Annotated in this window: 21 protein-coding genes and 1 pseudogene; 17 read left to right on the forward strand and 5 right to left on the reverse strand. The window is 72.8% G+C overall.

The window, feature by feature from the left end; all coding sequences use genetic code 11:
- Positions 1-160 precede the first annotated feature (160 nt).
- Positions 161-1,141: a helix-turn-helix transcriptional regulator gene (locus ACIP4O_RS01740; RefSeq protein ID WP_401570267.1), complete on the reverse strand. Its 981-nt coding sequence runs from the start codon at positions 1,139-1,141 to the stop codon at positions 161-163.
- A 635-nt stretch (positions 1,142-1,776) separates the two neighbouring features.
- Between ACIP4O_RS01740 and ACIP4O_RS01745 the strand changes: the two genes are divergently transcribed.
- Complete coding sequence (locus tag ACIP4O_RS01745) at positions 1,777-2,100, forward strand: (2Fe-2S)-binding protein (protein WP_009067095.1); 324 nt, start codon at positions 1,777-1,779, stop codon at positions 2,098-2,100.
- A gap of 261 nt (positions 2,101-2,361) precedes the next feature.
- Here ACIP4O_RS01745 and ACIP4O_RS01750 read toward each other — a convergent pair whose 3' ends face one another.
- Positions 2,362-2,766 (reverse strand): pyridoxamine 5'-phosphate oxidase family protein, encoded by a 405-nt coding sequence (locus ACIP4O_RS01750; RefSeq protein WP_401570268.1) that lies wholly within the window; start codon positions 2,764-2,766, stop codon positions 2,362-2,364.
- 237 nt (positions 2,767-3,003) lie between these two features.
- Between ACIP4O_RS01750 and clpB the strand changes: the two genes are divergently transcribed.
- Positions 3,004-5,631, forward strand: a complete 2,628-nt coding sequence (clpB, locus tag ACIP4O_RS01755) for an ATP-dependent chaperone ClpB (RefSeq protein ID WP_401570271.1) — start codon at positions 3,004-3,006, stop codon at positions 5,629-5,631.
- 183 nt (positions 5,632-5,814) lie between these two features.
- Positions 5,815-6,348: a YbjN domain-containing protein gene (locus tag ACIP4O_RS01760; RefSeq protein ID WP_361326695.1), complete on the forward strand. Its 534-nt coding sequence runs from the start codon at positions 5,815-5,817 to the stop codon at positions 6,346-6,348.
- A gap of 94 nt (positions 6,349-6,442) precedes the next feature.
- Here the strand turns inward: ACIP4O_RS01760 and ACIP4O_RS01765 are convergent, their stop codons facing one another.
- Entirely contained in the window at positions 6,443-7,915 is a 1,473-nt protein-coding gene (locus ACIP4O_RS01765; protein WP_401570274.1) for a hypothetical protein, read from the reverse strand.
- 477 nt (positions 7,916-8,392) lie between these two features.
- Between ACIP4O_RS01765 and ACIP4O_RS01770 the strand changes: the two genes are divergently transcribed.
- Both ACIP4O_RS01770 and ACIP4O_RS01775 read left to right on the forward strand, forming a co-directional pair.
- Positions 8,393-8,878, forward strand: coding sequence for a prevent-host-death family protein (locus ACIP4O_RS01770; RefSeq protein ID WP_401570277.1), 486 nt, complete (start codon positions 8,393-8,395; stop codon positions 8,876-8,878).
- Positions 8,875-9,225 carry a hypothetical protein gene (locus tag ACIP4O_RS01775; protein ID WP_401570280.1) on the forward strand — a complete coding sequence of 117 codons (351 nt, stop codon included), beginning with the start codon at positions 8,875-8,877 and terminating at the stop codon, positions 9,223-9,225. Before ACIP4O_RS01770 ends, ACIP4O_RS01775 begins: the two co-directional genes overlap by 4 nt.
- Positions 9,226-9,305: 80 nt before the next feature.
- Here ACIP4O_RS01775 and ACIP4O_RS01780 read toward each other — a convergent pair whose 3' ends face one another.
- Positions 9,306-10,472, reverse strand: coding sequence for a pyridoxal phosphate-dependent aminotransferase (locus ACIP4O_RS01780; protein WP_401570283.1), 1,167 nt, complete (start codon positions 10,470-10,472; stop codon positions 9,306-9,308).
- Between the two features lie 1,463 nt (positions 10,473-11,935).
- Positions 11,936-12,445: pseudogene (locus tag ACIP4O_RS01785) on the reverse strand (DUF2617 family protein); the annotation flags it as partial.
- Between the two features lie 599 nt (positions 12,446-13,044).
- On the opposite strand from ACIP4O_RS01785, the gene ACIP4O_RS01790 reads away from it, so the two are divergent.
- The 12 genes from ACIP4O_RS01790 (at position 13,045) to ACIP4O_RS01845 (ending at position 26,641) form a co-directional block, all read left to right on the forward strand.
- Positions 13,045-14,655, forward strand: coding sequence for a polyamine aminopropyltransferase (locus ACIP4O_RS01790; protein ID WP_401570284.1), 1,611 nt, complete (start codon positions 13,045-13,047; stop codon positions 14,653-14,655).
- Between the two features lie 99 nt (positions 14,656-14,754).
- Positions 14,755-16,035, forward strand: coding sequence for a hypothetical protein (locus ACIP4O_RS01795; protein WP_401570287.1), 1,281 nt, complete (start codon positions 14,755-14,757; stop codon positions 16,033-16,035).
- A 95-nt stretch (positions 16,036-16,130) separates the two neighbouring features.
- The gene (locus ACIP4O_RS01800; RefSeq protein ID WP_401570289.1) at positions 16,131-16,943 is read left to right on the forward strand and encodes an aldose 1-epimerase; all 813 of its coding nucleotides are present in this window, start codon (positions 16,131-16,133) and stop codon (positions 16,941-16,943) included.
- 70 nt (positions 16,944-17,013) lie between these two features.
- Complete coding sequence (locus tag ACIP4O_RS01805) at positions 17,014-17,667, forward strand: GPP34 family phosphoprotein (RefSeq protein ID WP_401570292.1); 654 nt, start codon at positions 17,014-17,016, stop codon at positions 17,665-17,667.
- Positions 17,668-17,893: 226 nt separating this feature from the next.
- On the forward strand, positions 17,894-18,439 hold the full coding sequence (gene pyrE, locus ACIP4O_RS01810; protein ID WP_361326709.1) for an orotate phosphoribosyltransferase: 546 nt from the start codon (positions 17,894-17,896) through the stop codon (positions 18,437-18,439).
- A gap of 307 nt (positions 18,440-18,746) precedes the next feature.
- Positions 18,747-19,772, forward strand: coding sequence for a class II fructose-bisphosphate aldolase (gene fbaA / locus ACIP4O_RS01815; protein ID WP_361326712.1), 1,026 nt, complete (start codon positions 18,747-18,749; stop codon positions 19,770-19,772).
- 198 nt (positions 19,773-19,970) lie between these two features.
- Entirely contained in the window at positions 19,971-20,384 is a 414-nt protein-coding gene (locus ACIP4O_RS01820; RefSeq protein WP_361326715.1) for a DUF3151 domain-containing protein, read from the forward strand.
- 231 nt (positions 20,385-20,615) lie between these two features.
- A complete protein-coding gene (locus ACIP4O_RS01825; protein ID WP_401570295.1) occupies positions 20,616-21,569 on the forward strand; it encodes a tryptophan 2,3-dioxygenase in 954 nt (317 codons plus the stop codon).
- Complete coding sequence (kynU, locus tag ACIP4O_RS01830) at positions 21,562-22,812, forward strand: kynureninase (protein WP_401570298.1); 1,251 nt, start codon at positions 21,562-21,564, stop codon at positions 22,810-22,812. Before ACIP4O_RS01825 ends, kynU begins: the two co-directional genes overlap by 8 nt.
- 328 nt (positions 22,813-23,140) lie before the next feature.
- Entirely contained in the window at positions 23,141-24,016 is an 876-nt protein-coding gene (locus ACIP4O_RS01835) for an alpha/beta hydrolase (protein WP_401570300.1), read from the forward strand.
- Positions 24,017-24,257: 241 nt separating this feature from the next.
- The gene (locus tag ACIP4O_RS01840) at positions 24,258-25,970 is read left to right on the forward strand and encodes a sensor histidine kinase (protein WP_401570303.1); all 1,713 of its coding nucleotides are present in this window, start codon (positions 24,258-24,260) and stop codon (positions 25,968-25,970) included.
- Positions 25,967-26,641 (forward strand): response regulator, encoded by a 675-nt coding sequence (locus ACIP4O_RS01845; protein WP_401570306.1) that lies wholly within the window; start codon positions 25,967-25,969, stop codon positions 26,639-26,641. Before ACIP4O_RS01840 ends, ACIP4O_RS01845 begins: the two co-directional genes overlap by 4 nt.
- Positions 26,642-26,739 lie beyond the last annotated feature (98 nt).

Raw genomic sequence — 26,739 nt, forward strand, 5'->3', positions numbered from 1 at the left:
CGTGAGGTCCCGGGCCCGTGCGGTGGTGCGCGGAGCCCTGGGCCCGTGCGGTGTGAGTGGAGCCCCCAGGCCCGTACCGTCGCGAGTCCTCCTGGGCGCGGGGCGCGTGACCTGTACCGCCGTGGGCGCTCCGGGCCTGTGACCCGTACCGCCCCCGCCTTCAGCTCTCCGCCGTGTCCAGGAGCCCGGTCTGGGCGATCAGGTAGCCGAGTTGGGCGCGGCTGCCGCTGCCGAGGGTGGTGGCGAGTTTGGCGATGTGGGCACGGCAGGTGCGGACGTTCATGCCGAGACGGCGCGCTATGGCCTCGTCGACGTGGCCCTCGACGAGCAGGCGGGCGATGGAGAGCTGGGTGCTCGTGATGCCGCTCGGCACGGGCGCCGGGGTCGCCTCGGACCAGGGGCGCGCGAGGCTCCAGAACTGGTAGAAGACGCCCGCGAGGTACCCGACGAGACCCGGGTGCTCGATCTTGAGGGCGATCTTGCGGTCATCACTGATGGGGATGAACGCCGCCTGCCGGTCCACGATGATGAGCCGTTCGGGAAGCTGCTCCATCGTGCGGAACTCGATGCCCTCCGGCATCGTCCTCTCCACGTAGGCGAGTGTGGAGGGATGGTGACGGGCCGTGTGGTGATAGAGGGTCCGCATCCGGACGCCGGTGCCGAAGAACGGTTCCACGCGCCGCAGCGCGTCCTCGAGGAGGTAGGGGGCGCGTCCGCTGCCCGGCTGGAGGGTGAGCAACTCCTCGCGGCACTCGGTGACGGTCTGGTCGAGCGTGGAGTTGATGCGGTCGAGCCCGTCGAGCACGGTGACCGCCTGACTGGCCGGATCGTGCCCGCTCAGAGCCATGAAGGGCTCCAGGGTCTCGGTGAGTGCGATCGCCGCCTTGCGGTTGTGCAGGATGCGGTTCTCCAGCGGCTGGAGCAGCCTCCCGAGCGCGGTCGACGGCTGGACGGGGAGCAGCGTCGCCGGCTCCGCCGGATCGGGCGCCAGCAGCCCGAGGTCGAGAACGCAAGGGGCGTCGGCGAGTTCCTCGCGTTTGAGGCGTCCGGAGCGCAGCGCGGCGGCGTACAGCTCACGACCGGTGACGCAGAGCGGCTCCTGGGGATGGGAATGAGACTTTTCGAGGGGCCTCCTCCGCATATGTCCCCCCCTCAGGCTCATGTAATACAGGAACATGATGCATGGGTTTCCTAGTGAAAGCGCCCTGCCTGGGCCATCGTTGCAGGGCGGGGGTCGTTCACATACCAATCACAGAGGTGGGAGCCCATCATGTCCGTGAAGCTTCGTACGCTCTGCGTTTCCGCGATGGCGGCTCTCGCCATTGGTGCGGTGGCTCTGGGTGAGCCGTCGTGGGGAAGCCAGCCGTCGGGGTCCGTGAGTGCCTCCGCCCGCCCGGGGGAGCCCTCTTGGGGCGTGGTCCCGGCCTCTGTGCAGGGAGAGCCTTCCTGGGGTGTCGCTCCCGCCGGTGAGCCTTCCTGGGGTGTTGTCCCGGTCGGTGAGCCTTCGTGGGGTGTGGCCCCCGCCGGTGAGCCTTCCTGGGGTGTCGTCTCCGCGACCGCCAAGAAGGGTGAGCCTTCGTGGGGAGTCGTCCCCGCGGGCGAGCCTTCCTGGGGTGTCGCTCCGGCCGGTGAGCCTTCTTGGGGTGTTGTCCCGGTCGGTGAGCCTTCGTGGGGTGTCGCTCCGGCGGGTGAGCCGTCCTGGGGCGTCGTTCCCGCCAATGAGCCGAACCAGTCGGGTGCCGCCGCCGGCGAGCCCTCCTGGGGCACGGTCCAGGCATGACGACCCCGCCCGACGACCACACCTTCCGGCGTGAGATGGCCACCGCCTATCGCTCCGGCTGGCACTTCATCGATCTCGTCACGGCGATCCCCCACGACGGCGACTCGCTGATGGTCACGCTCTTCGGCGAACCGATCGTCGTCGTGCGGGACGGGGCCGAGGACGTACGGGCGTACCGCTGTCTTCGCCGGCCTCGTGGTGCCCCGCAGCCCGTACGGTGCGCGGTGCGTTACGGCATGCTTTTCGTCAACCTCGACCAGCGCGACCACCAGCAGGTCGCCGACTGGTCGGACTCCTACGTCACCCCCCGCAGTGCCTGAGCGATTCCCCCGTTGAAACAGATCGCCAGGCGCTTTCCCCCAGCAGCGGCGCCGCCGAGGACCTGAACCCGGCGGCGCCGCTGCCCTTTGCGCGTCCGGAGGCGTGTGCGATTCCGGGCTCTGCCGCGTTCCGGGGGCTTCCGGGTTCCGGTGGGCTCCCGGGTCCCGTAATGCTCCCGGGTTCCGGTGCGGCAGGCCCCTGCGGGATTCCCGCTGTCGCGGCACGCTTCGGCGGGCCGCCCCGTGAACTCCCCGCGCCGCTCAGGCGTTGCCGAGAAGGCGCGTGAGGGTGATCTCGATGACGGAGCGCTCGGGGTTGGGGGCCGGGGTGCGTCCGTAGCGCTCCGCGTAGCGCCGTACCGCCTCCTCGATCGCCTCCTCCGCGGTGAGCAGCCGCGCCCTGCCCTCCAGCGTGGCCCAGCGCGGGCCCTCGGCCTGGCAGACGGCGACCGGCGCGCCTTCGGGGCCCGCGGCGAGTACGTTGCGGGCCTTGCGGCTGTTGCGGTTGGTGGTGACGCGGGCGAGTCCCGCGGCGTGGTCCAGCGTGGCACCGACCGCGACGACGTGCGGGGTGCCGTCGGGGCGGAGCGTGGTGATCGTGCAGACGTGACGCTCGCGCCAGAAGGCCAGGTAGGAGGCGGGCGGAGCGGTGAGCGGGACGGGCATGGGGGGAGAGTAGCGGCGGGCGCGCGGACCGCCGTACCGACCCGCGCGGCCCGCCTCCGTCGCCCGTAGCGGTGTCCGATTCCCTCGAAAGAGTGCTCGAAGATTGCTCGCTCCACTTCCTTGAGTGGAATAGACTCAACTTCATCGAGGCTGTAGGAGTCATCGAGGAGTTGTCCCGGCTGCGCGGACGAGGTGGAGTCCGCGGCCGGATCGGTCGTGGCAAGGAGGACATGCGCGGTGGACGTGGAACTGACGAACAGGAGCCGGGAGGCGATCCAGGCGGCCGGGGAGCGGGCCGTGGCCGGGGGACACCCTGATCTGACGCCCGCCCACCTGCTGCTCGCGCTCCTCGCGGGCCAGGACAACGAGAACGTGACGGACCTGCTGGCCGCCGTCGGCGCGGACCAGTCGGCGGTACGGGCCGCGGCGGAGCGCCTGCTCGGCGCGCTGCCCAGCGTCTCGGGCTCCACGGTCGCGCCCCCACAGCCCGACCGTGAGACGCTCGCCGCCGTACAGGACGCCGGGAGTCGCGCGAAGGAACTCGGGGACGAGTACCTGTCGACGGAGCACCTGCTCCTCGGCATCGCCGCCAGGGGCGGCCAGGCGGGTGAGGTGCTGGCGGGGCAGGGCGCCAGTGCACAGAAGCTTCAGGAAGCGTTTCAGAAGGCCAGGGGAGGACGCCGGGTGACCACTCCCGATCCCGAGGGGCAGTACAAGGCCCTGGAGAAGTTCGGCACCGATTTCACCGAGGCGGCCCGCGAGGGCCGGCTCGACCCCGTGATCGGCAGGGACCAGGAGATCCGCCGGGTCGTCCAGGTCCTCTCACGCCGCACGAAGAACAACCCGGTGCTCATCGGTGAGCCCGGCGTCGGCAAGACCGCCGTCGTCGAGGGCCTCGCCCAGCGCATCGTCAAGGGGGACGTGCCCGAGTCGCTCAAGGACAAGCGGCTCGTCTCGCTCGACCTCGGCGCGATGCTCGCGGGCGCCAAGTACCGCGGCGAGTTCGAGGAACGCCTCAAGACCGTCCTCAACGAGATCAAGGAGAGCGACGGACAGGTCATCACCTTCATCGACGAACTGCACACCGTCGTCGGCGCGGGCGCGGGCGGCGACTCCGCGATGGACGCGGGGAACATGCTCAAGCCGATGCTCGCGCGCGGCGAGCTGCGCATGGTCGGCGCGACGACGCTCGACGAGTACCGCGAGCGGATCGAGAAGGACCCGGCCCTGGAGCGCCGTTTCCAGCAGGTCCTCGTCGCCGAGCCCACCGTCGAGGACACGATCGCGATCCTGCGCGGCCTCAAGGGCCGGTACGAGGCCCACCACAAGGTCCAGATCAACGACAGCGCCCTCGTCGCCGCGGCGACCCTCTCGGACCGGTACATCACCGCGCGCTTCCTGCCCGACAAGGCGATCGACCTCGTCGACGAGGCCGCGTCCCGGCTGCGCATGGAGATCGACTCCTCGCCCGTCGAGATCGACGAACTCCAGCGTGCCGTGGACCGGCTCCGCATGGAGGAGCTGGCACTGCGCACCGAGACCGACCCGGCCTCCGTGCAGCGCCTGGAGAAGCTCCACAAGGACCTCGCCGACCGCGAGGAGGAGCTGCGCGGGCTCACAGCGCGCTGGGAGAAGGAGAAGCGCTCCCTCAACCGCGTCGGTGAGCTGAAGGAGAAGCTCGACGAACTGCGCGGACAGGCCGAGCGGGCGCAGCGCGACGGAGACTTCGACACCGCGTCCCAGCTGCTCTACGGCGAGATCCCCTCCCTGGAGCGGGACTTGGAGGAGGCGAGCCGCGCCGAGGAGGAGGCCGCCAGGGACACGATGGTCAAGGAGGAGGTCGGCCCCGACGACATCGCGGACGTCGTCGGCTCCTGGACCGGCATCCCCGCCGGGCGCCTCCTGGAGGGCGAGACGCGCAAGCTGCTGCGCATGGAGGAGGAGCTGGGGCGGCGGCTCATCGGGCAGAAGGAGGCCGTCGCCGCCGTGTCCGACGCGGTGCGCAGGACGCGCGCCGGGATCGCCGACCCCGACCGGCCCACGGGCTCGTTCCTCTTCCTCGGCCCCACCGGGGTCGGCAAGACCGAGCTGGCCAAGGCACTCGCCGACTTCCTGTTCGACGACGAGCGGGCCATGGTCCGCATCGACATGAGCGAGTACGGCGAGAAGCACTCCGTCGCGCGGCTCGTCGGCGCCCCGCCCGGATACGTCGGGTACGAGGAGGGCGGGCAGCTCACCGAGGCGGTGCGCCGCCGCCCGTACAGCGTCGTCCTGCTCGACGAGGTCGAGAAGGCCCACCCGGAGGTCTTCGACGTCCTTCTCCAGGTGCTCGACGACGGCCGCCTCACCGACGGTCAGGGCCGCACGGTCGATTTCCGCAACACGATCCTCGTCCTCACCTCGAACCTCGGCAGCCAGTTCCTCGTGGACCCGCTGACCCCCGAGGCGCAGAAGCGGGAACAGGTCCTCGAAGTTGTCCGGGCCTCCTTCAAGCCCGAGTTCCTCAACCGCCTGGACGACGTCGTCGTCTTCTCCGCGCTCGACGCCGACGAGCTGGCGCACATCGCGCGGCTCCAGGTGGACCGGCTCGCGAAGCGGCTCACCGAGCGCAGGCTCAGCCTCGACATCACCCCCGAGGCCCTCGCCTGGCTCGCCTCCGAGGGCAACGACCCGGCGTACGGGGCGCGCCCGCTGCGCCGCCTCATCCAGACCGCGATCGGTGACCGGCTCGCCCGGGCGATCCTCGCGGGCGAGATCGAGGACGGCGACACGGTCCGCGTCGAGCGCTTCGGCGACGAACTCCTCGTGGGGCCGGTGACCGAGGCGGCGGCGCGCGAGCAGGAGGGCCCGGCGAAAACGCTCTGACCTGCGAGGCGAGGCGAAGGTGTGGTCCCCGGCGACTGGCCGGGGACCCGGCGGGCACCCGGGTGGTGGACCGCTCCCCGGCAAAGCGCTCCCCGCCCGCGCCCCGCCCACGGGGCGAGGGCTTGCCAGCCCACACCGCACATGGGGGAGGATGGCCCCCATCCGTACGAAGGGAAATACACGGTGAGCATCGACCCGTCCTCCATTCCGAACTTCGGGGGCAACCAGCCAGAGCCCCAAGGACCGGCGGGCCCCGTCGTCCCCGACCAGGATTTGGTGAAGCAGCTCCTCGAACAGATGGAGCTGAAGTACGTCGTGGACGACGAGGGCGACCTCGCCGCCCCGTGGGAGGAATTCCGCACGTACTTCATGTTCCGCGGCGAGAACGAGCAGCAGGTGTTCTCGGTGCGGACGTTCTACGACCGCGAGCACCGCATCGAGGAGAAGCCCCAGCTCCTCGAAGCCATCGACGACTGGAACCGCCGCACCCTGTGGCCGAAGGTCTACACGCACACCCACGACGACGGCTCGGTCCGCCTCATCGGCGAGGCGCAGATGCTCATCGGTACGGGCGTGAGCCTGGAGCACTTCGTCTCCTCGACGGTCAGCTGGGTGCGCGCCGCGATCGAGTTCGACCGCTGGCTCGTCGAACAGCTCGGCCTGGAGCAGGACATCGCCGAGGGCGGCGAGGAGAAGCCGGGCGACGACGAGGCCTGAGCGGCTCCGGAGCCCTGAGCCTCCGCGGGGCAGCCTGCCGTCACAGCGCCTTCGGCGGTCATAGCGCCGTTCGCGCGCAGGGCGTCGTCGGTGGTCACAGTGCCGTCGGCGCCGCCGAGACGAGGTAGGCCCCGTACAGCAGGGCAGGCCCGGCCAGGGAAGCGAGGAGGACCCGCGTGCGCCCCGGCCGGGCCGCCAGCGCCGCCACGAGGCGGTCCGCGAGCGGGATGAGCAGCGGGAAGGCCGGCAGCAGGAAGCGTGGCTTGCAGCTCAGGTAGGCGGAGCCGCCCACCGCGATGAGGAGCAGCACCCCCGTGTACACGAGCAGCGCCCCGGGCAAGGGGCGCCGCTCCTCGGTGAGCAGCGCGACGAAGAGCAGCAGCGCCCCCGAGACGAGCAGGACGGCGACGATCCGCTCGGGACGGTTCACGCCGATCTCGATGTGGTCGGTGTAACGCAGCATCGCGAGCCCGAAGTCGAAGGTCGAGCCCCAGTCGCGTTGCACCGCGAAGTACCCGCCGAACACGTCGCCCCGCTCCCAGCCCACGTACAGCACGTACCCGAACCAGCCCAGCGGCGCGAGCGCCATGCCCGCGAGGACGCGGGGCGCGGGGAGCGCACGGGTCGTCCAGGCGAGCCACAGCCCGGCGAGGATCACGGCGGCGGCGAGGGCGGCGCCGTTCGGGCGCGCGAGCCCGGCGAGCGCGGCGCACGTCCCCGCCCACACCCACCGCCCGTTGAGCAGCGCCCACAGCCCCCAGGCCGCGCAGGCGGTGAGCAGCGACTCGCTGTACGGCACGGAGAGCACGACCGCGTGCGGCAGCAGCGCCCAGAGGAGCACGACCAGCGTCGCGGTGCGACGGTCGCGCAGTCGCTCGACGACCGCGTGGATGCCCCAGGCGGCGAGCAGCGCGGAGCCCCAGGAGACGGCGAGCGCGAGCACGGGGACGGAGAACGGGAGGAGCAGGCGCAGCGAGCGGACGAGCCCCGGGTAGAGCGGGAAGAAGGCGATGTCGCGGTAGTGGAGGCCGGGCTGCCTGCCGTGCCGGGCGAAGCCGTAGCCGTAGGTGGCGATGTGCTCGTACCACTGCGCGTCCCAGGGCCGCAGCAGCCGCTCGTACGGGGAACCGCCGAACAGCAGACACCCGAGCAGGACGAGCAGGCTCCCCGCGAGCCGGATCGCGAGAAACCCGACGAGCGCGGGCGCGGCACGCCGGAGCGAGGGAGGCAGGGCGAGCCCGGCCGCGGGATGCGGGGGGCGCCCGGACTGCGGCGGGACGACGAGGTGGCGGGCACCGGCCGACGACGGCCGCACGTGCACGGGCGAGGACGGGCGGCTGCGCCCGGGCGAGGAGGGGCCGCCGTGCGCGGCGGATGACGGACGGCCGGGCCCGGCCGCCGCCGGGCCGCCGTGCCCCGCCGAGGACGGGCCGCTCTGCCCGGCCGATGACGGGCGGCCGGAGGCCCTCCGGCCGCGGCGCGGGTCTCGCACCCCGGGCGGGCCTCCGCTCGCGCCCGTGCCCTTCGGTTCCGTCCGTCCGCCGCCGGGCTCCAGGAGTTCGCTCACATCGTGCACTGTGCAGGGGCCAAGCCCTCGCCCAGCCCTGACAAGCCGTTTTCACCGCCCAAGCCCCCCGATCGGGTGGCGCAGTGCGGTTCCGTGCGCGAGTCGCTTGAGCCGCCCCACCGCCTCCTGAAGCACCTCCGCGCGCTCGCGAAAGGCGGGCCCCTCACGTCCTTGAGCCGGGCCGACCGGCAGCTACTCCACCGGCAGCTACTCCACGGGACCGATGCCGTCCGGGCACGCTGGGAGGAAGGCGCGGCGGCCCTGAGGGGCCCGGCCTCCGCAGCCGCCTCCCTTCGGGAAGCCGGAGAGCGGACCGGCCTCCACCGGATGAGCGGGTCTGCTCAAACGGCGAGGCCGCGCAATCGGTCAGTGGCCTCCTGAAGGACGTCGTCCCTCTTGCGGAAGGTGAAGGTGAGCGCATCGAAAGCCGGACAGCCCTGCCTTGCAATCAGATCGTGATCTGAGTAAGCTCTGATTATGTCTACCGCACGTCTGGAAGCAGAAACGGAATCCGTCTCCTTCACCGACCTCTCCCGCAATCCCAAGGCTGTCGCGGCCAGGGCTGCTGCCTTGGGGCGGCTTCGGGTCACGCATCGGGACGCACCGGACATGCTCTTGACCACGGCTGTGCGCGCGGAGGGTGCAGAGGAGAACCTGACCACCGCTTCGCGGCTCTTCCTCGCACTGATGAAGCAGGACGACGGTGCCAGGGCGCTCCTCCTCGCACTGCCCGAGGTGTTCCCCTGGGCGCGGCACCTGAATGCGGAAGAGGTTCGGGCCTTCACCGTCGAGCTTCTTGAAGCGCTGTCGGACGCCGCTGAACTGGGGGCGGGAGAGGCCGTGCACCGCGCGATCGTCTCCTGGCGTGCCACGGCTCGCATCAATGCCGATCCCGACCAGCTCAGGGAGTCGGCGCGTCCGCTCGACGGGGATGATCTCGGCCCGGTCGAGGTGCGTAAGTGAGTCCGAAGAAAGGGGATCGGGTCAGCGTTCCGCCCCTGGGCGGGTGGAACGTCGTCTTCGGGACCACGGAGGCGGTGACGGGCTGGGAGGAACTGTGTCGCGTGGCCCTGCCGAGCGCGCACCGCTGCCTGGATGCTCTCCGAGGTGACCCCCTGACCCGGTCCAACTGGAATCGCCAGCATCAGTTGCGCGGCAGGCACGCCACCAAAGTGTGGAAGGGCTCCGACCTGGACCAGTGGGAGTACGAGGTCACCAGCGGTGGTCGAGTGCGCTACCTGGTCAGCCCGGAGACTTCCACCGTGATCCTCGTGTACGCCTCCCCGCGACATCCTAAAGACACCGAGTGAACCGTGGTCGCTTCGGGAGCGGGGCTTGAGCAGGTCCCGGACTCCGAAGCGAACCGGCGGCGCTCTTTTCGTGCCCCCTGTCAGCCCGCCAACCGCGTGAGGCGGGTAACCGCCTCTTCCAACACCCCCTTCCGCTTGCAGAAGGTGAAGCGGACCTGGGTGCTTCCGGCCTGCCGGTCGTCGTAGAAGACGGAGTTCGGGACGGCGACGACGCCGCAGCGGGCGGGGAGGGCTCGGCAGAAGGCGTAGGCGTCCTTCTCGCCGAAGGGGGTGATGTCGGTGGTGACGAAGTAGGTGCCCTGGGGGGTGTAGACCTCGAAGCCCGCGGTGCGGAGGCCGTCGGCGAGGAGGTCGCGCTTGCGGCGCAGGTCCTCACGGAAGCCGTCGAAGTAGGTGTCCGGGAGGCGGAGGGCCTCCGCGATCGCGTACTGGAGGGGGCCGGCGCTCACGAAGGTCAGGTACTGCTTCGCCGTCCGGACGGCGGCGATCAGGGACGGGCTCGCTGTCGCCCAGCCGACCTTCCAGCCCGTGAAGGAGAAGGTCTTGCCCGCGGAGGAGATCGAGACCGTGCGCTCGCGCATGCCGGGGAGCGCCGCGATCGGGTGGTGTGCGCCCTCGAAGACGAGGTGCTCGTAGACCTCGTCCGTGACGACCAGCAGGTCGTGTTCGATGGCGAGGGCGGCGAGGGCGCTCAGTTCCTCGGGCGTGAGGACCGTCCCCGTGGGGTTGTGGGGGGTGTTCAGGAGGAGCAGGCGGGTCCTCGGGGTGATCTTCGCGCGCAGCTCGTCCAGATCCGGGCGGAAGGACGGGGCGCGCAGCGTGAGCGGAACGCGCTTCGCGCCGGCCATCGCGACGCAGGCGGCGTAGGAGTCGTAATACGGCTCGAAGGCGATGACCTCGTCGCTGGGTTCCAGGAGCGCGAGCATGGTCGCGGCGATCGCCTCGGTCGCGCCCGCTGTGACGAGCACTTCGGTGTCGGGGTCCAGGCCGATTCCGTAGAAGCGTCGTTGGTGGTCGGCGATCGCCTCGCGGAGTTCGGGGACGCCGGGGCCGGGCGGGTACTGGTTGCCGCGCCCTTCGCGCAGTGCCCGTACGGCCGCCTCGCGGACCGACTCCGGGCCGTCCGTGTCCGGGAAACCCTGGCCCAGGTTGATTGCGCCCGTCTCCGTCGCCAGGGCCGACATCTCCGCGAAGATCGTCGTCCCGAGCCCCTCCAGCCTGCGGTTCAGCAGCGGCCTGCCGGCCATGTCCCCACCGTCCTCAGTCGGGTGTCCTGTCCGTCCTTGCTTCTGGCGCCATCCTGGCATTCCCGCCCGCTGGGCCGGTCCTCCTGCACCGAAGCTCTGGTCTTGCTCAAGCGTGCTTTGAGCGAGTGGCCCACCGGGCAATTCCGCTGCGACGAAGGAACGGGGGCCGCCGGCCGGGCGGCGCGGGACGGGACACAAGGGGGCAGGCATGGCGGTGACGGTCGCGGTTCTCGGCGTTTTCGGGCTTGTGGCGGTGCTGATCGTCGTGCGGATCGTGACGGCGGTACGGGGCACGGTCGGCGGGGGCGGGGGACGCTCGTCCTCGCGGGGGTACGGGCGCGGCTCGCGCTCGTCCTCCGGGGGCGACTCGGGGAGCTGGTGGGTGGGCGGGGACTCCTCCGGCTCGTCCGACTCGGGAGGGGGACACCACTCCGGTGGTCATTCCTGCGGCGGGCACTCCTGCGGAGGCGGGTCCTCCTGCGGGGGTGGGTCCTCCTGCGGAGGCGGCGGGGGCGACTGAGCGGGGCGGGGCCGGACGGCCACGAGCCGGAGGGAGTACGTCGTCCGCGGGGCCGGGGTGCCGGGCGCGGGCGGCGAAGGCGACGGAGAAGGGGGACGCGGGATGAAGGTGTTCGTGTGGGTGGTGGTCGCGGTGGCGATCGTCGCGCTGGTGGTCCTGCTGGAGGCCAGGTCGGGCAGGGCCCGTGCCAAGAGGCCGCTCAAGGCGCGGCGTCCGGCGCGGGGACGCGGTGCGGCGGGAGGGGCGCGCGAGGAGGGTTCGGCCGCGGGCATCGCGCTGGCGCAGGACCCCGGGCAGAGCTGGTGGGCCGATGGCGGCTCCTCCTCGGGTGGGTCGGGTCACCACCACGGGGGACACGGCCACCACGACTCGGGAGGGAGCACGTCCTCCTGCGGGGGGAATTCCTCCTGCGGAGGCGGCGGTTCTTCCTGCGGCGGGAGCTCGTCCTCCTGCGGCGGGGGTGGTTCTTCCTGCGGGGGTGGCTCCTCCTGCGGGGGCGGCGGAGGCAACTGACACGGGGCAGTCTGATCCGCCGACGGCCCGGGGCCCCACGAGGAGACTCGTGGGGCCCCGGTCTCGTGTGCGCGGCCGAGCGCTCCGTCACGGGAACGACGACGCGTGGGGGACGGATGTCCGCCGGGAGAACCACGCGGGGACGCGGCCTGGGCCTGGAGGGGGACGGGGTGGAGCCGCGGCGGGGGTGGTTCCGGACCGTACCGCCGGAGGATCAGGAGGCGGAGGAGGCCACCGGGTCCGTCCCGCCGGTGATGCCCTTCGGTACGACCGAGAGGCCGCGTCCGCGCGCCGTGCGCGCCCTTTCCGGGCGTCCCGGCGCGCCGACCCCTGCCGGGACGTGGCTGCCGAGGCCCGTCGTGGCGGCGGCGAGTGGCACGCCGGCCAGGCGCTTTCCGCGCCGCGCGCGGCCCCGGCGCGTACCGCTGAGCGCGGCGGGGCGCGGGGCGAGGCGGGTGCGGGTGACGACGAGCTGGCCGTCCTCGGGGTAGGCGTGCCACGTGCGCCACTGCGTCTCGCCGTCGCGGCGCTGCACGAGCATCGCGGTGAACGCGTCGGGGCTGCCGGGGAAGACGCCCGCGAGGCCGTGCGGGTGTTCGGCGACGAGCGCGAGGAGCTCCTGCGCGCGCCCCGCGAACGCGCCGGGCGGCAGTTCCTCGACGCGCGCGGCGAAGTGGTAGTCGAAGCCGTCGAATTCCTCGACGACGCCCACCGGGAGCGGCGCGCCGCCGCCCGGCAGACAGGCGACGGTCTCCGAGCACTCCCCGTACTCGTCCTCCAGGAGGACCTGGTGGGAGGCGCCGAGCAGCCGCAACTGCACTGTCGCCTCCTCCAACTTCAGATCGAGTGCCGAGAGACAGGGAAGGGGTTCGCGGCCGAGCGCCCACGCGAGATCGCTCGCGCGCGTGTCGGTGTAGGTGGTCTTCAGGGTCGTGAGCATGGTTCGGCTCCACAGGCGCGCAAGGACGAGGAGGGGGCGGGCTGTCTCCCACGGGACGGCGACGGGGTGACCGGCCGGTCGGGACCCGGCTTCCGTGGTACGGGCCGGGGTGCGGGAGTAGCCGGCTCGTGCCCACCGGGGCCGTGCCCGTGAGCTGAGTGGGACGGGAACGACGGCGGAGGGGCGGCGACGTTTTAGAGGGAATCATGAACTCTCGTGCCCTGACCGCCTTTTCGCCCAACTCCGGGTGGTTTCCATCCCCCAGAGGGCCGGTCAGTTCACATGTTCAACCAGGGCGGAGCTTGCGCGGGGCGCGGTACGGGCTGTGGGGGCGTGGGTGTGGGCGTGGGCGTGGGCGTGCGCGGCGTGGTGCGGGCGGCGGGGCGTGGGGAGCGGTGCGGGCCGGGGGCGTGGGAGCGGTGCGGGCCGGGGGCGTGGGGCTTGTCCAGTGCTTTTCTGGTGCTGGGGGCAAAAAACACCCGTGTGAGTGACAAGGAGTGCTCCATTTGTCACGTAGCGTGGCCCATGTGAGCGAACCGCGTGCTGTTGTCCCACCCGGCCGGCCGCCGTCCCCACCGGGGGCGGAGGGTTCGCGCGGCGTGCTCGTGGACGAACGAGGTCGCGGCAAGGGCGGCTCCGGCTCCGTGGAGGAGGCCGGGCAGGAGGTCGCGCCCGAGCTGCCGCCGCTCTCGCTGCCGGTGCCGCCCGGCGTCGGTCGCTTCCTCGTGCTGCTCGCCGTCTTCGTCTGCGCGGCCTGCGGACTCGTGTACGAACTCGAACTCGTCGCCCTCGCCTCGTACCTGCTCGGCGACTCGGTCACGCAGGCGTCCCTCGTCCTCTCCGTCATGGTCTTCGCGATGGGCATCGGCTCGCTGCTCGCGAAACGGCTGTGCGCACGCGCCGCGGCCGCCTTCGGCGTGATCGAGGCGGGGCTCGCGCTCGTCGGCGGGTGCAGCGCGCTCGCCCTCTACGGGGCCTTCGCCTGGTCGGGGCGCTTCCCGGGCGCGTGGGCGAGCGGTTCGAGCGGCCTGCTCATCGGCTTCACCTTCGCCATCGGGGTGCTGATCGGCGGCGAGGTGCCGCTGCTCATGGTCCTCATCCAGCGCATCAGGCGGCAGGAGGCGGGCGGCGCGGTCGCCGACCTCTTCGCCGCCGACTACGTGGGCGCGCTCGTCGGCGGACTCGCCTTCCCCTTCCTACTGCTCCCCTTCCTCGGCCAGCTCACGGGCGCGCTGCTCACCGGCGCGATCAACGCCTGCGCGGGCGCGGCGCTCGTCCTCGGCCTCTTCCACCGCGACCTGAGCCGCCGCGCCCGCTGGACCCTGCTCGTGCTCAACGCCTTCGTCCTCGGCCTCCTCGCGATGGCCGCGCTCCATGTCGGCGACTTCGAACGCGCCGCGCGCCGCGCCGTCTTCGGCGACGACGTACACGTGGCGCTCCACAGCGACGTGCAGGACATCGTCCTGACGGGCCGTGACGGGCAGCCGCTGATGCTGTACCTCGGTGACGGACCGCGCGTCAGCTCGGCCGACGAGGGCGTCTACCACCAGGCGCTCGTCCGTCCCGCGCTCGCCGGTCGGCACGCACGCGTGCTCGTCCTCGGCGGGGGCGACGGGCTCGCGGTACGGGAGGTGCTGCGCGTCCCCGGGGTGCGCGTGGTGGACGTCGTGGAGGTGGACCGCGAGCTGCTGCGGCTCGCCCGCAGGGACTCCCGGCTCGGCGGGCTCAACCGGCACGCGCTCGACGACCCGCGCGTGCACGCCGTCTCCGCCGACGCCTTCACGTGGCTGCGCGCCAACCGGCGTCGCTTCGACGCGGTTGTGGCCGACTTGCCCGACCCACGTCAGACGGCGGCCACGAAGCTCTACTCGCAGGAGTTCTACGGGCTCCTGAAGCGGGCCCTCGCGCCGGGCGGCCGCTCCGTCGTGCACGTCGGCTCGCCGGGCCGGGACGCGCGCGACTACTGGCGCGCCGAGCGCACCCTGCGCGCCGCCGGACTGCGCACGGCGCCCTACGCGGCGAGGAAGGGGCGGGCCGAGTGGGGGTTCCTGCTCGCGGCCTCCGGCGAGCGACCACGTCTCGCCGTTCCCTCCCGGCCGGGGGACGGCTTCGGCGTGCGAGAGCTGCGGACCGGCGCACGGCGGGTGGCGGCGACGCGGGTGCGCGGGCTGGAACCGTCGACGCTGGTGTCACCCCGGTACGGGGGGTGAGGGATGCGGGGGATCGGTGGGGTGCCTGCGGGTGGGTCCGGCGAGGCGTTCGGGACGAGGAGGGTACGGAAGGGGTGGGCGTGGGTAGGCTCGCCCGCCATGGAGCATGAGGTCTTCGTCCCGGTTCCCCCCACCGCGCTGCGACGCGCGCTCGGCGACCCCACCCGGGTCCCCGACTGCGTGCCGGGGCTGCGAGCCGAGCCCGGCCCCGAGCCCCGCACGGCCCCCGGCGGTGACGGCATCGCGGTGCACGGACGGCTGCGGCTGCGCGCCGGCAGCCACACGATCACGTACCGGGGCGGGCTGCGCCTGACCGCCCGTCCCGACGACAGCTGGGCCTTGCACGTCTCGGCGACCGAGGCGCGCGGCGAGGGCTCGGTACGGGCACGGCTGAGCCTGACGCTCGCGGAGACCGAGGGCGGGACGCGGGTGCGGTTCGCCGGGAGCGGCGAGGTCGCGGGCCGGCTGCTCGACGAGGCCGGCCCCCAGGCCGCCGAATCCGCCCTGCACCGCCTGCTCAACCGCTTCGCCGCCAACCTGGGGCGGGCGGGGGAGGCGGGCGCCGGGGAACCGGGCGGGGCGGCCGGATCGGGTGCCGGGGGGTCGGTTGCCGGTGGGTCGGGTGGGAAGGCGGCCGGGGCGGAGACTGGTACGGAAGCCGGTACGGACGAAGAATCGGGTACGGCGTTCGGGGAGGACGCGATGACGGACGGGACGGACAGGACGAGCGGGACGGGCGAAGAGCCGGAGGGGACGGAGGGCGAGGAGTCGGCAAAGCCGTCGGCGGCATCGGAGGAAGCGGTCGCGGCCGAGGGGACGGCGGACTCGGGGGTGGCGGAGACAGCGGACAGAGCGGAGCCTGCGGACGCTCCGGAGACCGCCGACGCTCCGGAGGGCGCCGACGCTCCTGGGGGCGCCGACGCTCCGGAGGCCGCCGACGATCGCGAGGTCGCCGGTGTCGGGGACGCCGCTGAGATCGCGAAGGACGAGGGCGCCGACGCCGGGGACGATGCCGACCACGGCGACACCGCAGACCACGGCGACACCCCCGACCCCGACGACGACCTCCTCGGCATCGTGCCGGACACCCCCGCCTCCGTCTTCGACAGTGAGGTCCCGCCGTCCTCGCTGGGGCGCGAGGAGGGACCGCTCGGGCCGGAGGAGGTGGAACCACCGGCCGAGGCCGCCCATGCCCGACGGACGATGATCGGCCGCAGCGCGGAGGAGGTGGATCACGCGCCGCCCCGGGGGCGGTACGCGCCCGAAGCGGTCGGCGGCGCGGGTTCCACCGCGAACACGCTGCGCTGGGCCGCGCCCGTGGCGGCGCTCGTCGTGGCCTCGGCGGTGGTGGTGGGCCGCGCGCTGCGCCGCAGGCACTGACGCAGGCTCTGACGGGCGAAGCGCGGGGTGCGGGGCGGGAGCCGGTGTGCGCGGGTGACCTCCTCGGTGCCCCGCGCCCCGCGTAAGGTCACCCCGTGACCACCGCACATGAGACGACGCTGACCACCCGCACTTCCTCCCTCACCGTGCGCCCCGATCTCGGCGCCCGGCTCGGTTCGCTGAGGGTGGGAGAGTACGAACTGCTGCGGCCCGGCGATCACTACGGCTCGTTCCCGATGGCCCCGTTCTGCGGGCGCACCCGGGACGGGCGCTTCACCAACGGCGGGACGATCCACCAACTCCCGCTCAACGACGACCCCAACGCCATCCACGGCACCGCGCGCGACCACCGCTGGACGACCGCGCCGGTGCCGGACACCGAGGACGGCCGGCCCACGGCGGCGTTCACGTACGACCTGGCCGAGCCGTGGCCGTACACCGGTCGGGTCACGCAGGTGATGGAGCTGGGTGAGGACGCCCTCACGCTGCGGATGGGCATCGAGACCTACGGGGACTCGTTCCCGGGCCAGGTCGGCTGGCACCCGTGGTTCCGGCGGAACCTCGGGCAGGGCGGCGAGGACGTGAAGATCGAGTTCCAGCCCGCGTGGCAGGAGGAGCGCGGCGCGGACCACCTGCCGACGGGCCGTCGCATCGACCCGCTGCCGGGCCCGTGGGACGACTGCTTCGGGATGCCGGACGGCGTCACGGTCCTGCTCACCTGGCCGGGTGAGCTGGAACTGACCGTGACCAGCCCGGAGAAGTGGGTCGTGGTCTACGACGAACAGGCCGACTGGGTCTGCGTCGAGCCCCAGACCGGCCCCCCGAACGGACTCAACACGCAGCCCCGCCTCATCACCCCGATCGAGCCGCTGGAGGCCTCGACGACGTGGAGCTGGCGACTGCTGTGAACCGAGGCGGGGAGGCCGCTGTCGCGGGGTACCCGCAGGGAGCCGGGTTCCCGAAGGAAGGCACAGGCCCATGGAACTGACGCTGCCCCAGCGGATCTACCTCCTCTCCGCCTACGACCCCGGCAAAGCCGATTTCACCGCCACCGGACTCCAGTTCCGGGGCCAGCGCCTGCGCGCCGCCGCCTTCGCCGTGCTCGTGGCGGACGGTCTCGTGCGCACCGACGGCAAGAAGGCGTGGCGCCTCGCGGAGAAGGCGCCTCGGGACGCGTTCCTGCGCGGGGTCTGGGACGAACTTCCCGCCGACAAGGCGCAGGGCTGGCTCCGGCTCGTCCACAACAAGGCCCACACGGCCGAGACCCCCGTACGGGAGCAGCTCCGCGAGGCCGGGTACGTCGAGGAGCCGCACGGGCACCGCCTCAACCCGCTCGCCAAGCACAAGGGCGCGCCCAGCGATCCGGAGGGTCTGCTCGCGCTGCGCGAGCGGACGCGCGGCCCGGTGCTCGCGGACGCGCTGCCGGAACAGGTCCCCGACGAGGACGTGACGCTCGCGGTGCTGTGCGCCGAGGGCGGCACGGGGGCGCTGTTCACCGGCAAGGAGCAGAAGGCGCACAAGGAGACGCTGAAGCACTTCGGCGCCCACTTCGACGCCCGCGTCCCCGGGCTGCGCGCGGCACTGCTCACCTCGATCCTCTCGGCACGGTCCGTGGGCGGCGGGTGGAGCTGAGCGAGTACGGGGGCACCGCGCCCCGGTGAGCGTGAGCCCCCCCGGTGACCCTGAGCTCCGGTGACCGGGAGCCCCCGCCCCACCCGGTGACCGGGAGCCCCCGCCCCACCCGGTGACCGGGAGCCCCCGCCCCACCCTGCCCCTGGTGACCGTGGCCGCCCGGCCCCCGTACCGCCCCCCACCGCGCGGCGACGCGCCCCCGTACCGTCCCTCTAAGCTCGTGCCCATGACTGACGCACGTTCCGAGCTGCTCCAGCAGATCAAGGACAAGGCCGTGGTGCACGGCAAGGTGACGCTCTCCTCGGGCATCGAGGCCGATTACTACGTCGATCTGCGCCGGATCACGCTCGACGGGGCCGCCGCGCCGCTCGTCGGTGAGGTCATGCTCGACCTCGTCGACAACCTGGACTTCGAGGCGGTCGGCGGGCTCACCCTCGGCGCCGACCCGGTCGCCGACGCGATGCTGCACGCCGCGCACGCGCGCGGGAAGCGCGTCGACGCCTTTGTCGTGCGCAAGGCGGCGAAGACGCACGGGATGCAGCGCCGTATCGAAGGCCCGGACATCAAGGGCCGCCGCGTGCTCGTCGTCGAGGACACCTCCACGACGGGCGGCTCGCCGCTCACCGCGGTCGAGGCCGTGCGCGAGGCCGGGGGGCACGTCGTCGCCGTGGCCACGATCGTGGACCGCGACACCGGGGCGGGCGAGAAGATCGCGGGCGAGGCAGGGGTCCCGTACCTCTACGCCTACGCGCTCAACGAGCTGGGCCTCTGACGAGCGGGTCCGTTCCAGGCGTGCCCCCGGAGGGTGACCGCCCTCCGCTGAGCACGTGCTCCCTCTGACGAGCGAGCCCCTGGCGAGTCCCTCAGGCCCCTGACCTCCCCCGCTCGCCAAAAGGCGATGTTTCACGTGAAACACCGGAGCCGTCCTGTTTCACGTGAAACATCGCCTTCGTCGTCTCACGCCACCGCTCCTCGCTGGGAGCAAATGGGTACGTCTGGAAAGATGGACCCGGCCGACACCGGCGTCGCCCCCAGGTCAGGGTCACTCCACACACCCGCACATCACAAGGAGCGGACACATGCCCATCGCAACCCCCGAGGTCTACAACGAGATGCTCGACCGGGCGAAGGCAGGCAAGTTCGCCTACCCGGCCATCAACGTGACCTCCACGCAGACCCTGCACGCGGCCCTGCGCGGCTTCGCCGAGGCCGAGAGCGACGGCATCATCCAGATCTCCACCGGGGGTGCGGAGTTCCTGGGCGGTCAGTACAGCAAGGACATGGTCACCGGCGCGGTCGGTCTGGCGGAGTTCGCGCACGTCGTCGCCGAGAAGTACCCGGTCACCGTGGCGCTGCACACCGACCACTGCCCGAAGGACAAGCTGGACGGCTACGTCCGCCCGCTGCTCGCCATCTCCGCCGAGCGCGTCAAGGCCGGTCAGAACCCGCTCTTCCAGTCGCACATGTGGGACGGTTCCGCCGAGACCCTGGACGACAACCTGGCCATCGGCCAGGAGCTGCTCGCGCTGGCGAAGGCCGCGAAGATCATCCTTGAGGTCGAGATCACGCCGACCGGTGGCGAGGAGGACGGGGTCTCGCACGAGATCAACGACAACCTCTACACGACCGTCGACGACGCGATCCGCACCGTCGAGGCGCTCGGTCTCGGCGAGAAGGGCCGCTACCTGCTCGCCGCCTCCTTCGGCAACGTGCACGGCGTCTACAAGCCGGGCAACGTCGTGCTCCGCCCCGAGCTGCTCAAGGACCTGAGCGAGGGCGTCGCCGCCAAGTACGGCAAGCAGCAGCCCTTCGACTTCGTCTTCCACGGCGGTTCCGGCTCCACGAAGGAGGAGATCGAGTCCGCGCTGGAGAACGGCGTCGTCAAGATGAATCTCGACACGGACGCGCAGTACGCGTTCACGCGTCCCGTCGCGGACCACATGTTCCGCAACTACGACGGTGTGCTGAAGGTCGACGGCGAGGTCGGCAACAAGAAGACGTACGACCCCCGCACCTGGGGCAAGCTCGCCGAGGCCGGCATGGCCGAGCGCGTCACCGAGGCGACCCGCACGCTGCGCTCGGCGGGTCACAGCCTCAGCGCCTGACCCGGCGGGTGGTTCACGGGTCCCCGCTCCGTACGGCTTCGACTCGTACGGGGCGGGGACCCGTTCGCGTACGTACGCGGCCCGTTCGCGTACGTACGGGCTGGAGCCCCTTCGCGTACGTACGGGGCGGCCTGTTCACGTACGTACGGGACGTGGGGGCGGGGTGGGCCGGTCCGGCGGTCAGGCAGACTGGAAACCATGGCCATTCACCAGAACCTGCTCGGGGACGTGCCCCCGACCCACCTGCCCGAGGAGCCCGAGCCGCGTGAGCTGCTCGCTTCCGGGACCCCCGCCTCCGAGGTCGCCGCGAAGTTCCCGGCCTCCTCGCTCCCCTGGGCCCTGCTCGCGGACGAGGCCTTCGAAGCGGGCGACCCCGTGGCCTCGTACGCCTACGCCCGTACCGGATACCACCGCGGCCTCGACGCGCTGCGCCGCAACGGCTGGAAGGGCCACGGCCCGGTCCCGTGGGAGCACGAGCCGAACCGCGGCTTCCTGCGCGCCCTGCACGCCCTCGCCCGCGCCGCCCAGGCGATCGGCGAGAAGGAGGAGTACGAGCGCTGCTCCGACTTCCTGCGCGACTCCTCGCCCACGGCGGCGCAGACCCTCGGCTGACCTCGCGCCGCGTTTCTTCTCCGGTACGGGCCCTCCCGCCTTGCCGTTCCCCACCCGGGGGACGGAGGATGCGAGTGGGCCCGTCCGCGTACCGGACACGCGCGCCGGACAACCGGAGTACGGGCCCGAGGGGACCGGAGCCCTCCGCCGGGACGCCGTACGACGACGGCGGGCGCGCAGCGCGGGCGGGGGCGGACCGCTACCCGGCAGCCGTCTCCACCGGAGAGATCGATGTCGTACGACCCCCTGAACACCCCGCACACCCCGAACGACCGGGGCGCTTCGCACACCCCGGGCGCCTCGCACACCGCGAAAAATCTGAACACCGTGCAGGATTCGCACGCCCCTCACGCCCCCACCCCGTCGGACAGCGCTCCCGAGGCCCCGCACCTCGACTTCGCGGGCAGCACCCCGTACGAGGACTACGTGCACGCCGACGTCCTCACGCACCTCCAGGAACCGCGCTCCGACGACCCCGGCGAGATGGTCTTCCTCGTGACGACGCAGGTCATGGAGTTGTGGTTCACCGTCCTCGTCCACGAGTGGGAGACCGCCGCGCGGGCGCTGCGCGAGGACGACCTGCCGCGCGCACTCGACGCGCTGCGCCGCTCGCGCCGCGAGCTGGACGCCCTCAACGCCTCCTGGCTCCCGCTCGCGGGGCTCACCCCCGCCCAGTTCAACAGTTACCGGGGCGCGCTCGGCGAGGGTTCGGGCTTCCAGTCGGCGATGTACCGGCGCCTGGAGTTCCTGCTCGGCGACAAGTCCGCGGCGATGCTCGTCCCGCACAAGGGCACGCCGCGCGCGCACGCCGAGCTGGAGAAGGCGCTCCACGAACCGGGGCTCTACGACGAGGCGCTGCGCTTCCTCGCCCGGCGCGGCCACCCCCTGCCGCCCTCGGTGCTCGACCGCGACCTGAGCCGCCGCTACGAACCGTCCGAGCAGGTCGAGGCGGTGTGGGCGGAGGTCTACCGGGGTGATCAGCGCGGCGAGGAGGTACGGCTCGGAGAGGCGCTCACGGACGTGGGCGAGCTGGTGTGGCGATGGCGCAACGACCACCTCACGGCGACCCGCCGCGCGATGGGCTCCAAGCAGGGCACGGGCGGCTCGGCGGGCGTCGCCTGGCTGGAGAAACGCGCCGCGAAGAGCGTCTTCCCCGAGCTGTGGACGGCGCGTGGCCGTGTCTGAGCGCATCGAGGAGGGGAACGACGTCACCACCGGGCTCCGCGCCACCGCCCACCGCCTCGACGCCGAGGACGCGCTGCGACCGGTACGCGAGCGCTTCACGCTTCCCGGCGACGTCGTCTACCTCGACGGGAACTCGCTCGGCGCGCTCGCGAAGGCCGTCCCGGACCGGCTCGCCCACGTCGTCGCGCACGAGTGGGGCGCGCTCGGCATCCGCTCGTGGACGGAGAGCGGCTGGTGGGAGGCGCCGGAGCGGGTCGGTGAGCTGATCGCGCCGCTCGTCGGCGCGGCGCCCGGGCAGGTCGTCGTCGGCGACTCGACGAGCGTCAATCTCTTCAAGGCGCTCGTCGCGGCCGTCCGGCTCGCGGGCGAAGGCCGCGACGAGGTCCTCGTCGACTCCTCGGCCTTCCCGACGGACGGCTACATCGCGGAGGCGGCGGTACGGCTGACGGGCCACCGCCTCGTCCCCGTACTCCCCGCCGAGGTGCCCGGCCGGCTCAGCCCCCGCACCGCCGCCGTGCTCCTCAACCACGTCGACTACCGCACCGGGCGCCTGCACGACCTGCCCGGACTCACCGCCGCCGCGCACGAGGCGGGCGCGTACGCCGTCTGGGACCTGTGCCACAGCGCGGGCGCGCTGCCCGTCGGGCTCGACGCGCACGGCGTCGACCTGGCGGTGGGCTGCACGTACAAGTACCTCAACGGCGGACCGGGCTCCCCGGCCTTCCTGTACGTGCGCGCCGCGCACCAAGCGGCGTTCGACTCGCCGCTGCCGGGCTGGAACTCGCACGCCGAGCCCTTCGGGATGCGGCCCGCCTACACGCGTGCGGAGGGCGCGACGGCCGGGCGGGTCGGGACTCCCGACATCCTGTCGCTGCTCGCCCTGGAGGCCGCGCTCGGCGTCTGGGAGGGCGTGGACCTCGCGGCGGTGCGGGCCAAGTCGCTCGCGCTCACGGACTTCTTCCTGGAGTGCGTCGACCGCTACGTACCACCGGGGCACCTGGAGTCCGTCACCCCGGCCGCGCACGAGGAGCGCGGCAGCCAGCTCGCGCTGCGCACGCCGCTCGCCGCCGAGCTGATGCCGCGGCTCATCGCGCGCGGCGTCGTCGGCGACTTCAGGCCGCCGGACATCCTCCGCTTCGGCTTCACGCCGCTGTACGTGGGATTCGCGGACGCGGAACGAGCGGCGGGGGTCCTGGCGGAGGAGCTGGGGGCCCTGGCGGGTGACCTCCGGGGCGCTGGCTGACGCCGGTCCGTCGATTCCCCCCTTTCGGGTGGATTGCCGCAAGCCTCGGGTTTGCCCCGCTCTTCCCCGGTCAAACGGTCTCGTGCCGTTCCCGCCCGTGCACGGTGCGTGCGCGAGGCCGCCGTGCGCGGCGGGAACGACACCAGGCCCCGTGCCGGGCCCGCGACGATCCCCTCGCACCCGTATCGGCGCACGTCACCCGCCTGATAGCGTCCCGGCCGGTCGGGGGAGGCCGCTCGTGCGCCCCCGGAGGACCTGCGGGGGCGCGCGTGGAGCGCGGGACGCCGTGGGGCAGCACCCGTGGACCGCGAACGCTGAGAGGTCGCAGATGCCGGACGACGCCGTTGCCCGCGAGGCCGCCGAGGCCGAGTCGCTCTTCACGCATCCCGCGGTACCGCCCGAGGCCACGCTCCCCTACGGCGAGCACCCCGACCAGCTCGTCGACTTCTACGCCCCGCGCGGCCCCGGGCACCCCGGCGGACACCCCCTCGTCCTCGTACTGCACGGCGGTTCCTGGCGGGCCACGTACGACAGGGCGCACCTGACGCCGTTCGCCGGGCTGCTCGCGCGGCGCGGATTCGCGGTCGCGCTCGCCGAGTACCGCAGGGGCGCGGGGCTGCCGGGGCAGGGCGCGAAGGCCCGTCCCGGCCGCTGGCCGGAGACCTTCGACGACATCGCCGCGGTCCTCGACGCGCTGCCCGGACTCGCCCGCGAGGCGCTCCCGGAGGCGGATTCCACGCGCACGGTGCTGTGCGGGCACTCCTCGGGCGGACACCTCGCGCTGTGGGCGGCGGCGCGCCACGTCCTCCCGGCCGACGCGCCGTGGCGTCGCGCCGAACCCCCCTCGCTGCGCGGCGTCGTGGCGCTCGCGCCGCTCGCCGACCTGGCGCTCGCGCGCGAGCGGGGCGTGTGCGACGGCGCCGTCGAGCCCTTCCTCGGCGGTTCCGCGACGGTCGGCGCACGCCTGCCGTACGCCGATCCGGCCCGTCTGCTGCCGACCGGCATCGCCACGACGCTCGTCCAGGGTCGCGACGACACCGAAGTCCCCCGCGCCATCGCCGAGTCCTTCGCCGACGCGGCCTGCGCGGCGGGCGAACCCGCGGGCGTGACGCTGCTCGAAGGCATCGGGCACTACGCCCTCGTCGACCCGGCGGCCGACGCCTCGGCGGTCGTGGCGGAGGAGATCGCCCAACTCGCCTGGTGAGGGGCGGGGGTGGGGCGTGTACGGTACGGGGCGGGTCGCTCGTACGGGTCTGCCCGCGGCCGGACGCGCGCGCCGCTCGGGTCCGCTCAGGGGCCCGCCGGGTCCGTCGTGCGGAGGACCGGCGGCGTGTCGTGACCGGGGGCGTCCCCCTCAAGTCGGTCGCGTCCTCCTTGAGATGGACGGCCGAAGTGCATACGTGGGAGGGACGCCTGGAGGCGATCGGCGCCCTAGCGTGGTGTGCATGAATGAGACTTCGGCTTCGGCTTCCGGACGTGAGCCGCTCACTCCGGGGCTCGCGACGGAGCGGCGGATCGCGGAGTTCGTGGCGCGCGTCATGCGTGAGGACCTGATCGCGGATGCCTTCGCGTTCCGGCCGCTGCCCGTGCGCGAGATACGGGAGGGCCGGAAGCGTTTCCTGTGGGTGCGGTGGCTGCCGCAGGGCTGTGTGGGCCTGGCGGCACTCGTGTGCTTCGCCGCCATCGTCACGGGGCCGTACGGCTTCCCGTTCGGGCTGGCGGGAGCCCTCCTCGTGACGCTCGCCATGTTCCGCCCGGTCGGCGCGTGGTGGCTCTCGTTGCCGTTGTGCCTCATTCCCGCGAGCAGCGGCGCCGTGTCGCTGGCGTTCGGCCCCGCCTTCCTCGTCATAGTGATCGCGAGCTGGCTCTCGCCGCCCCGTACGGCGTTCACCATGTGGGTCGTGAGCGCGGTCCTCTCGCTGGGGCTGAGCGGGGCTCTCGACTGGGACGCCGAGTCGAACATCGGCGTCTACCTCTTCCTGTCCGCGGTCTCGCTCATCGCCGTCGCCTCGCTCGGCGGCTGGAGCAGGGCGCGCCAGCAGGTGGAGGCGAAGGAGGCGGAGGTCGCCGAGAAGGCCGCCGAGGTCGCCCGCAAGGAGGAGGTCACCCTCGTCGAGCGCTCGCGGCGCACCCTCCTGGAGGAGCGCACGACGATCGCCCGTGAGCTGCACGACGTGGTCGCGCACCACATGTCGGTCGTCGCGATCCAGGCCGAGGCCGCGCCGTACCGGGTCATCGACCCGCCGCCCGAGCTGGTCGCGGCCTTCGCCACGATCCGCGAGAACGCGGTGGTCGCCCTCACCGAACTGCGGCGCGTCCTCGGTGTCGTACGTGCCGAGGACGCGGAACTGCCGCACACCCCCCAGCCCACGCTCGCCGATCTCGACGCCCTGCTCGACAACGTGCGCGGGGCGGGCCTTGAGGTGACGAAGCTGGTCACGGGCCGGGTGCGGGAACTGCCGCAGGGCGTCGAGCTGTCGGCGTACCGCATCGTGCAGGAGGCGCTCAGCAACACCTTGCGGCACGCGCCGGGTGCGGAGGCCGTGGTCGAGTTGTCGTACGTGCTCGGCGGCTTCGGGCTGCGCGTCTTCAACTGGGCGCCGCCCGAGCCTTGGGGGGACGAAGGCCCGTGGGGAGGCCAGGAGCCATGGGAGGTGCCCGACCCCTGGGACGGGGAGGCCCTCTGGGAGGGACCCGCCCTCGCCCCGACCCCCGCTTCGGCCACCGGCAGCGGGCACGGGCTCACCGGGATGCGGGAGCGCGTCGCGATGCTGGAGGGCGAACTGACGGCCGGGCCCACGGAGTCGGGGGGCTTCGAGGTCTCGGTCTGGATTCCGGTTCCGGCGGCGGAACCGGTCTCGGCGGCGGAACCGGAGGCGGAGCGGGAGCCGGAGGCGGGCGCCGGGACGGGGCGGGCTTCGGCGGCGGGGCGGGGTTCGGCGGCGGGGCGGGGTTCGGAAGTGGGGCGCGGGTCCGAGGCGGGGCGCGGCTCGGAGCGGGGGCCGGGAGGCGGGCCCGGCGGCTCGCAGGGCACACCATCGCGGCCGGCCGACCGCGCCGTCCCGGCGCCCTCCGCGGGCACGGGGCCGCGGAGGCCGGCGCCGTCCACGATTTCGTTCCGCAAGAAGGACTCGGCTCCCAGGGAGGGCAGCGGATGAGCATCACGGTGCTGATCGCCGATGACCAGGTGATGGTCCGGGAGGGCTTCTCGGTCCTGCTCGGGGCGATGCCGGGCATCGAGGTCGTCGGCGAGGCGGTCGACGGGCGCGAGGCGGTCGAGCTGACCGCGCGTCTCGCCCCCGACGTCGTCCTGATGGACATCCGGATGCCACGGCTCGACGGCATCGGGGCGACCCGCGAGATCGTCGCGAGCCCGGCCGGGACGAAGGTGCTCGTCCTGACGACGTTCGACCTCGACGAGTACGTGTACCAGGCGCTGCGGGCCGGAGCCTCCGGCTTCCTGCTCAAGGACGCCTCGGCACGTCAGCTCGCCGAGGCCGTGGAGGTCGTCGCGCGGGGCGAGGCCCTGCTCGCGCCGAGCGTGACCCGGCGGCTGATCACCGAGTTCGCGCGGGTCCCCGAAACGGCGCTGCGCAGACCCGCGAGCCCCGCTGCGGGGGGTGCCTACGGGGAATTGACCGAGCGCGAGACGGAGGTCCTCGTCCATGTGGCGCGCGGCCTGTCGAACCAGGAGATCGCGGAGAAGCTCTACGTGGCGGAGTCGACGGTGAAGACGCACGTGAGCCGAATCCTGGTGAAGCTGGGCCTGCGGGACCGGACGCAGGCGGCGGTGTTCGCCTATGAGAACAGGCTGGTGGAACCGGGGTAGGGGCGGCGGCCGGATGGCCTGAGGGGGTGCGGGGCCCTTGCCGGTGACGGGGCGAGCGGGGAATCAAGGGCGCGGCGGGGCCGTGGTCCCGTGGGACG

Origin of the sequence: Streptomyces sp. NPDC088923, from assembly GCF_044749745.1 — a bacterium.
GTDB lineage: Bacteria > Actinomycetota > Actinomycetes > Streptomycetales > Streptomycetaceae > Streptomyces.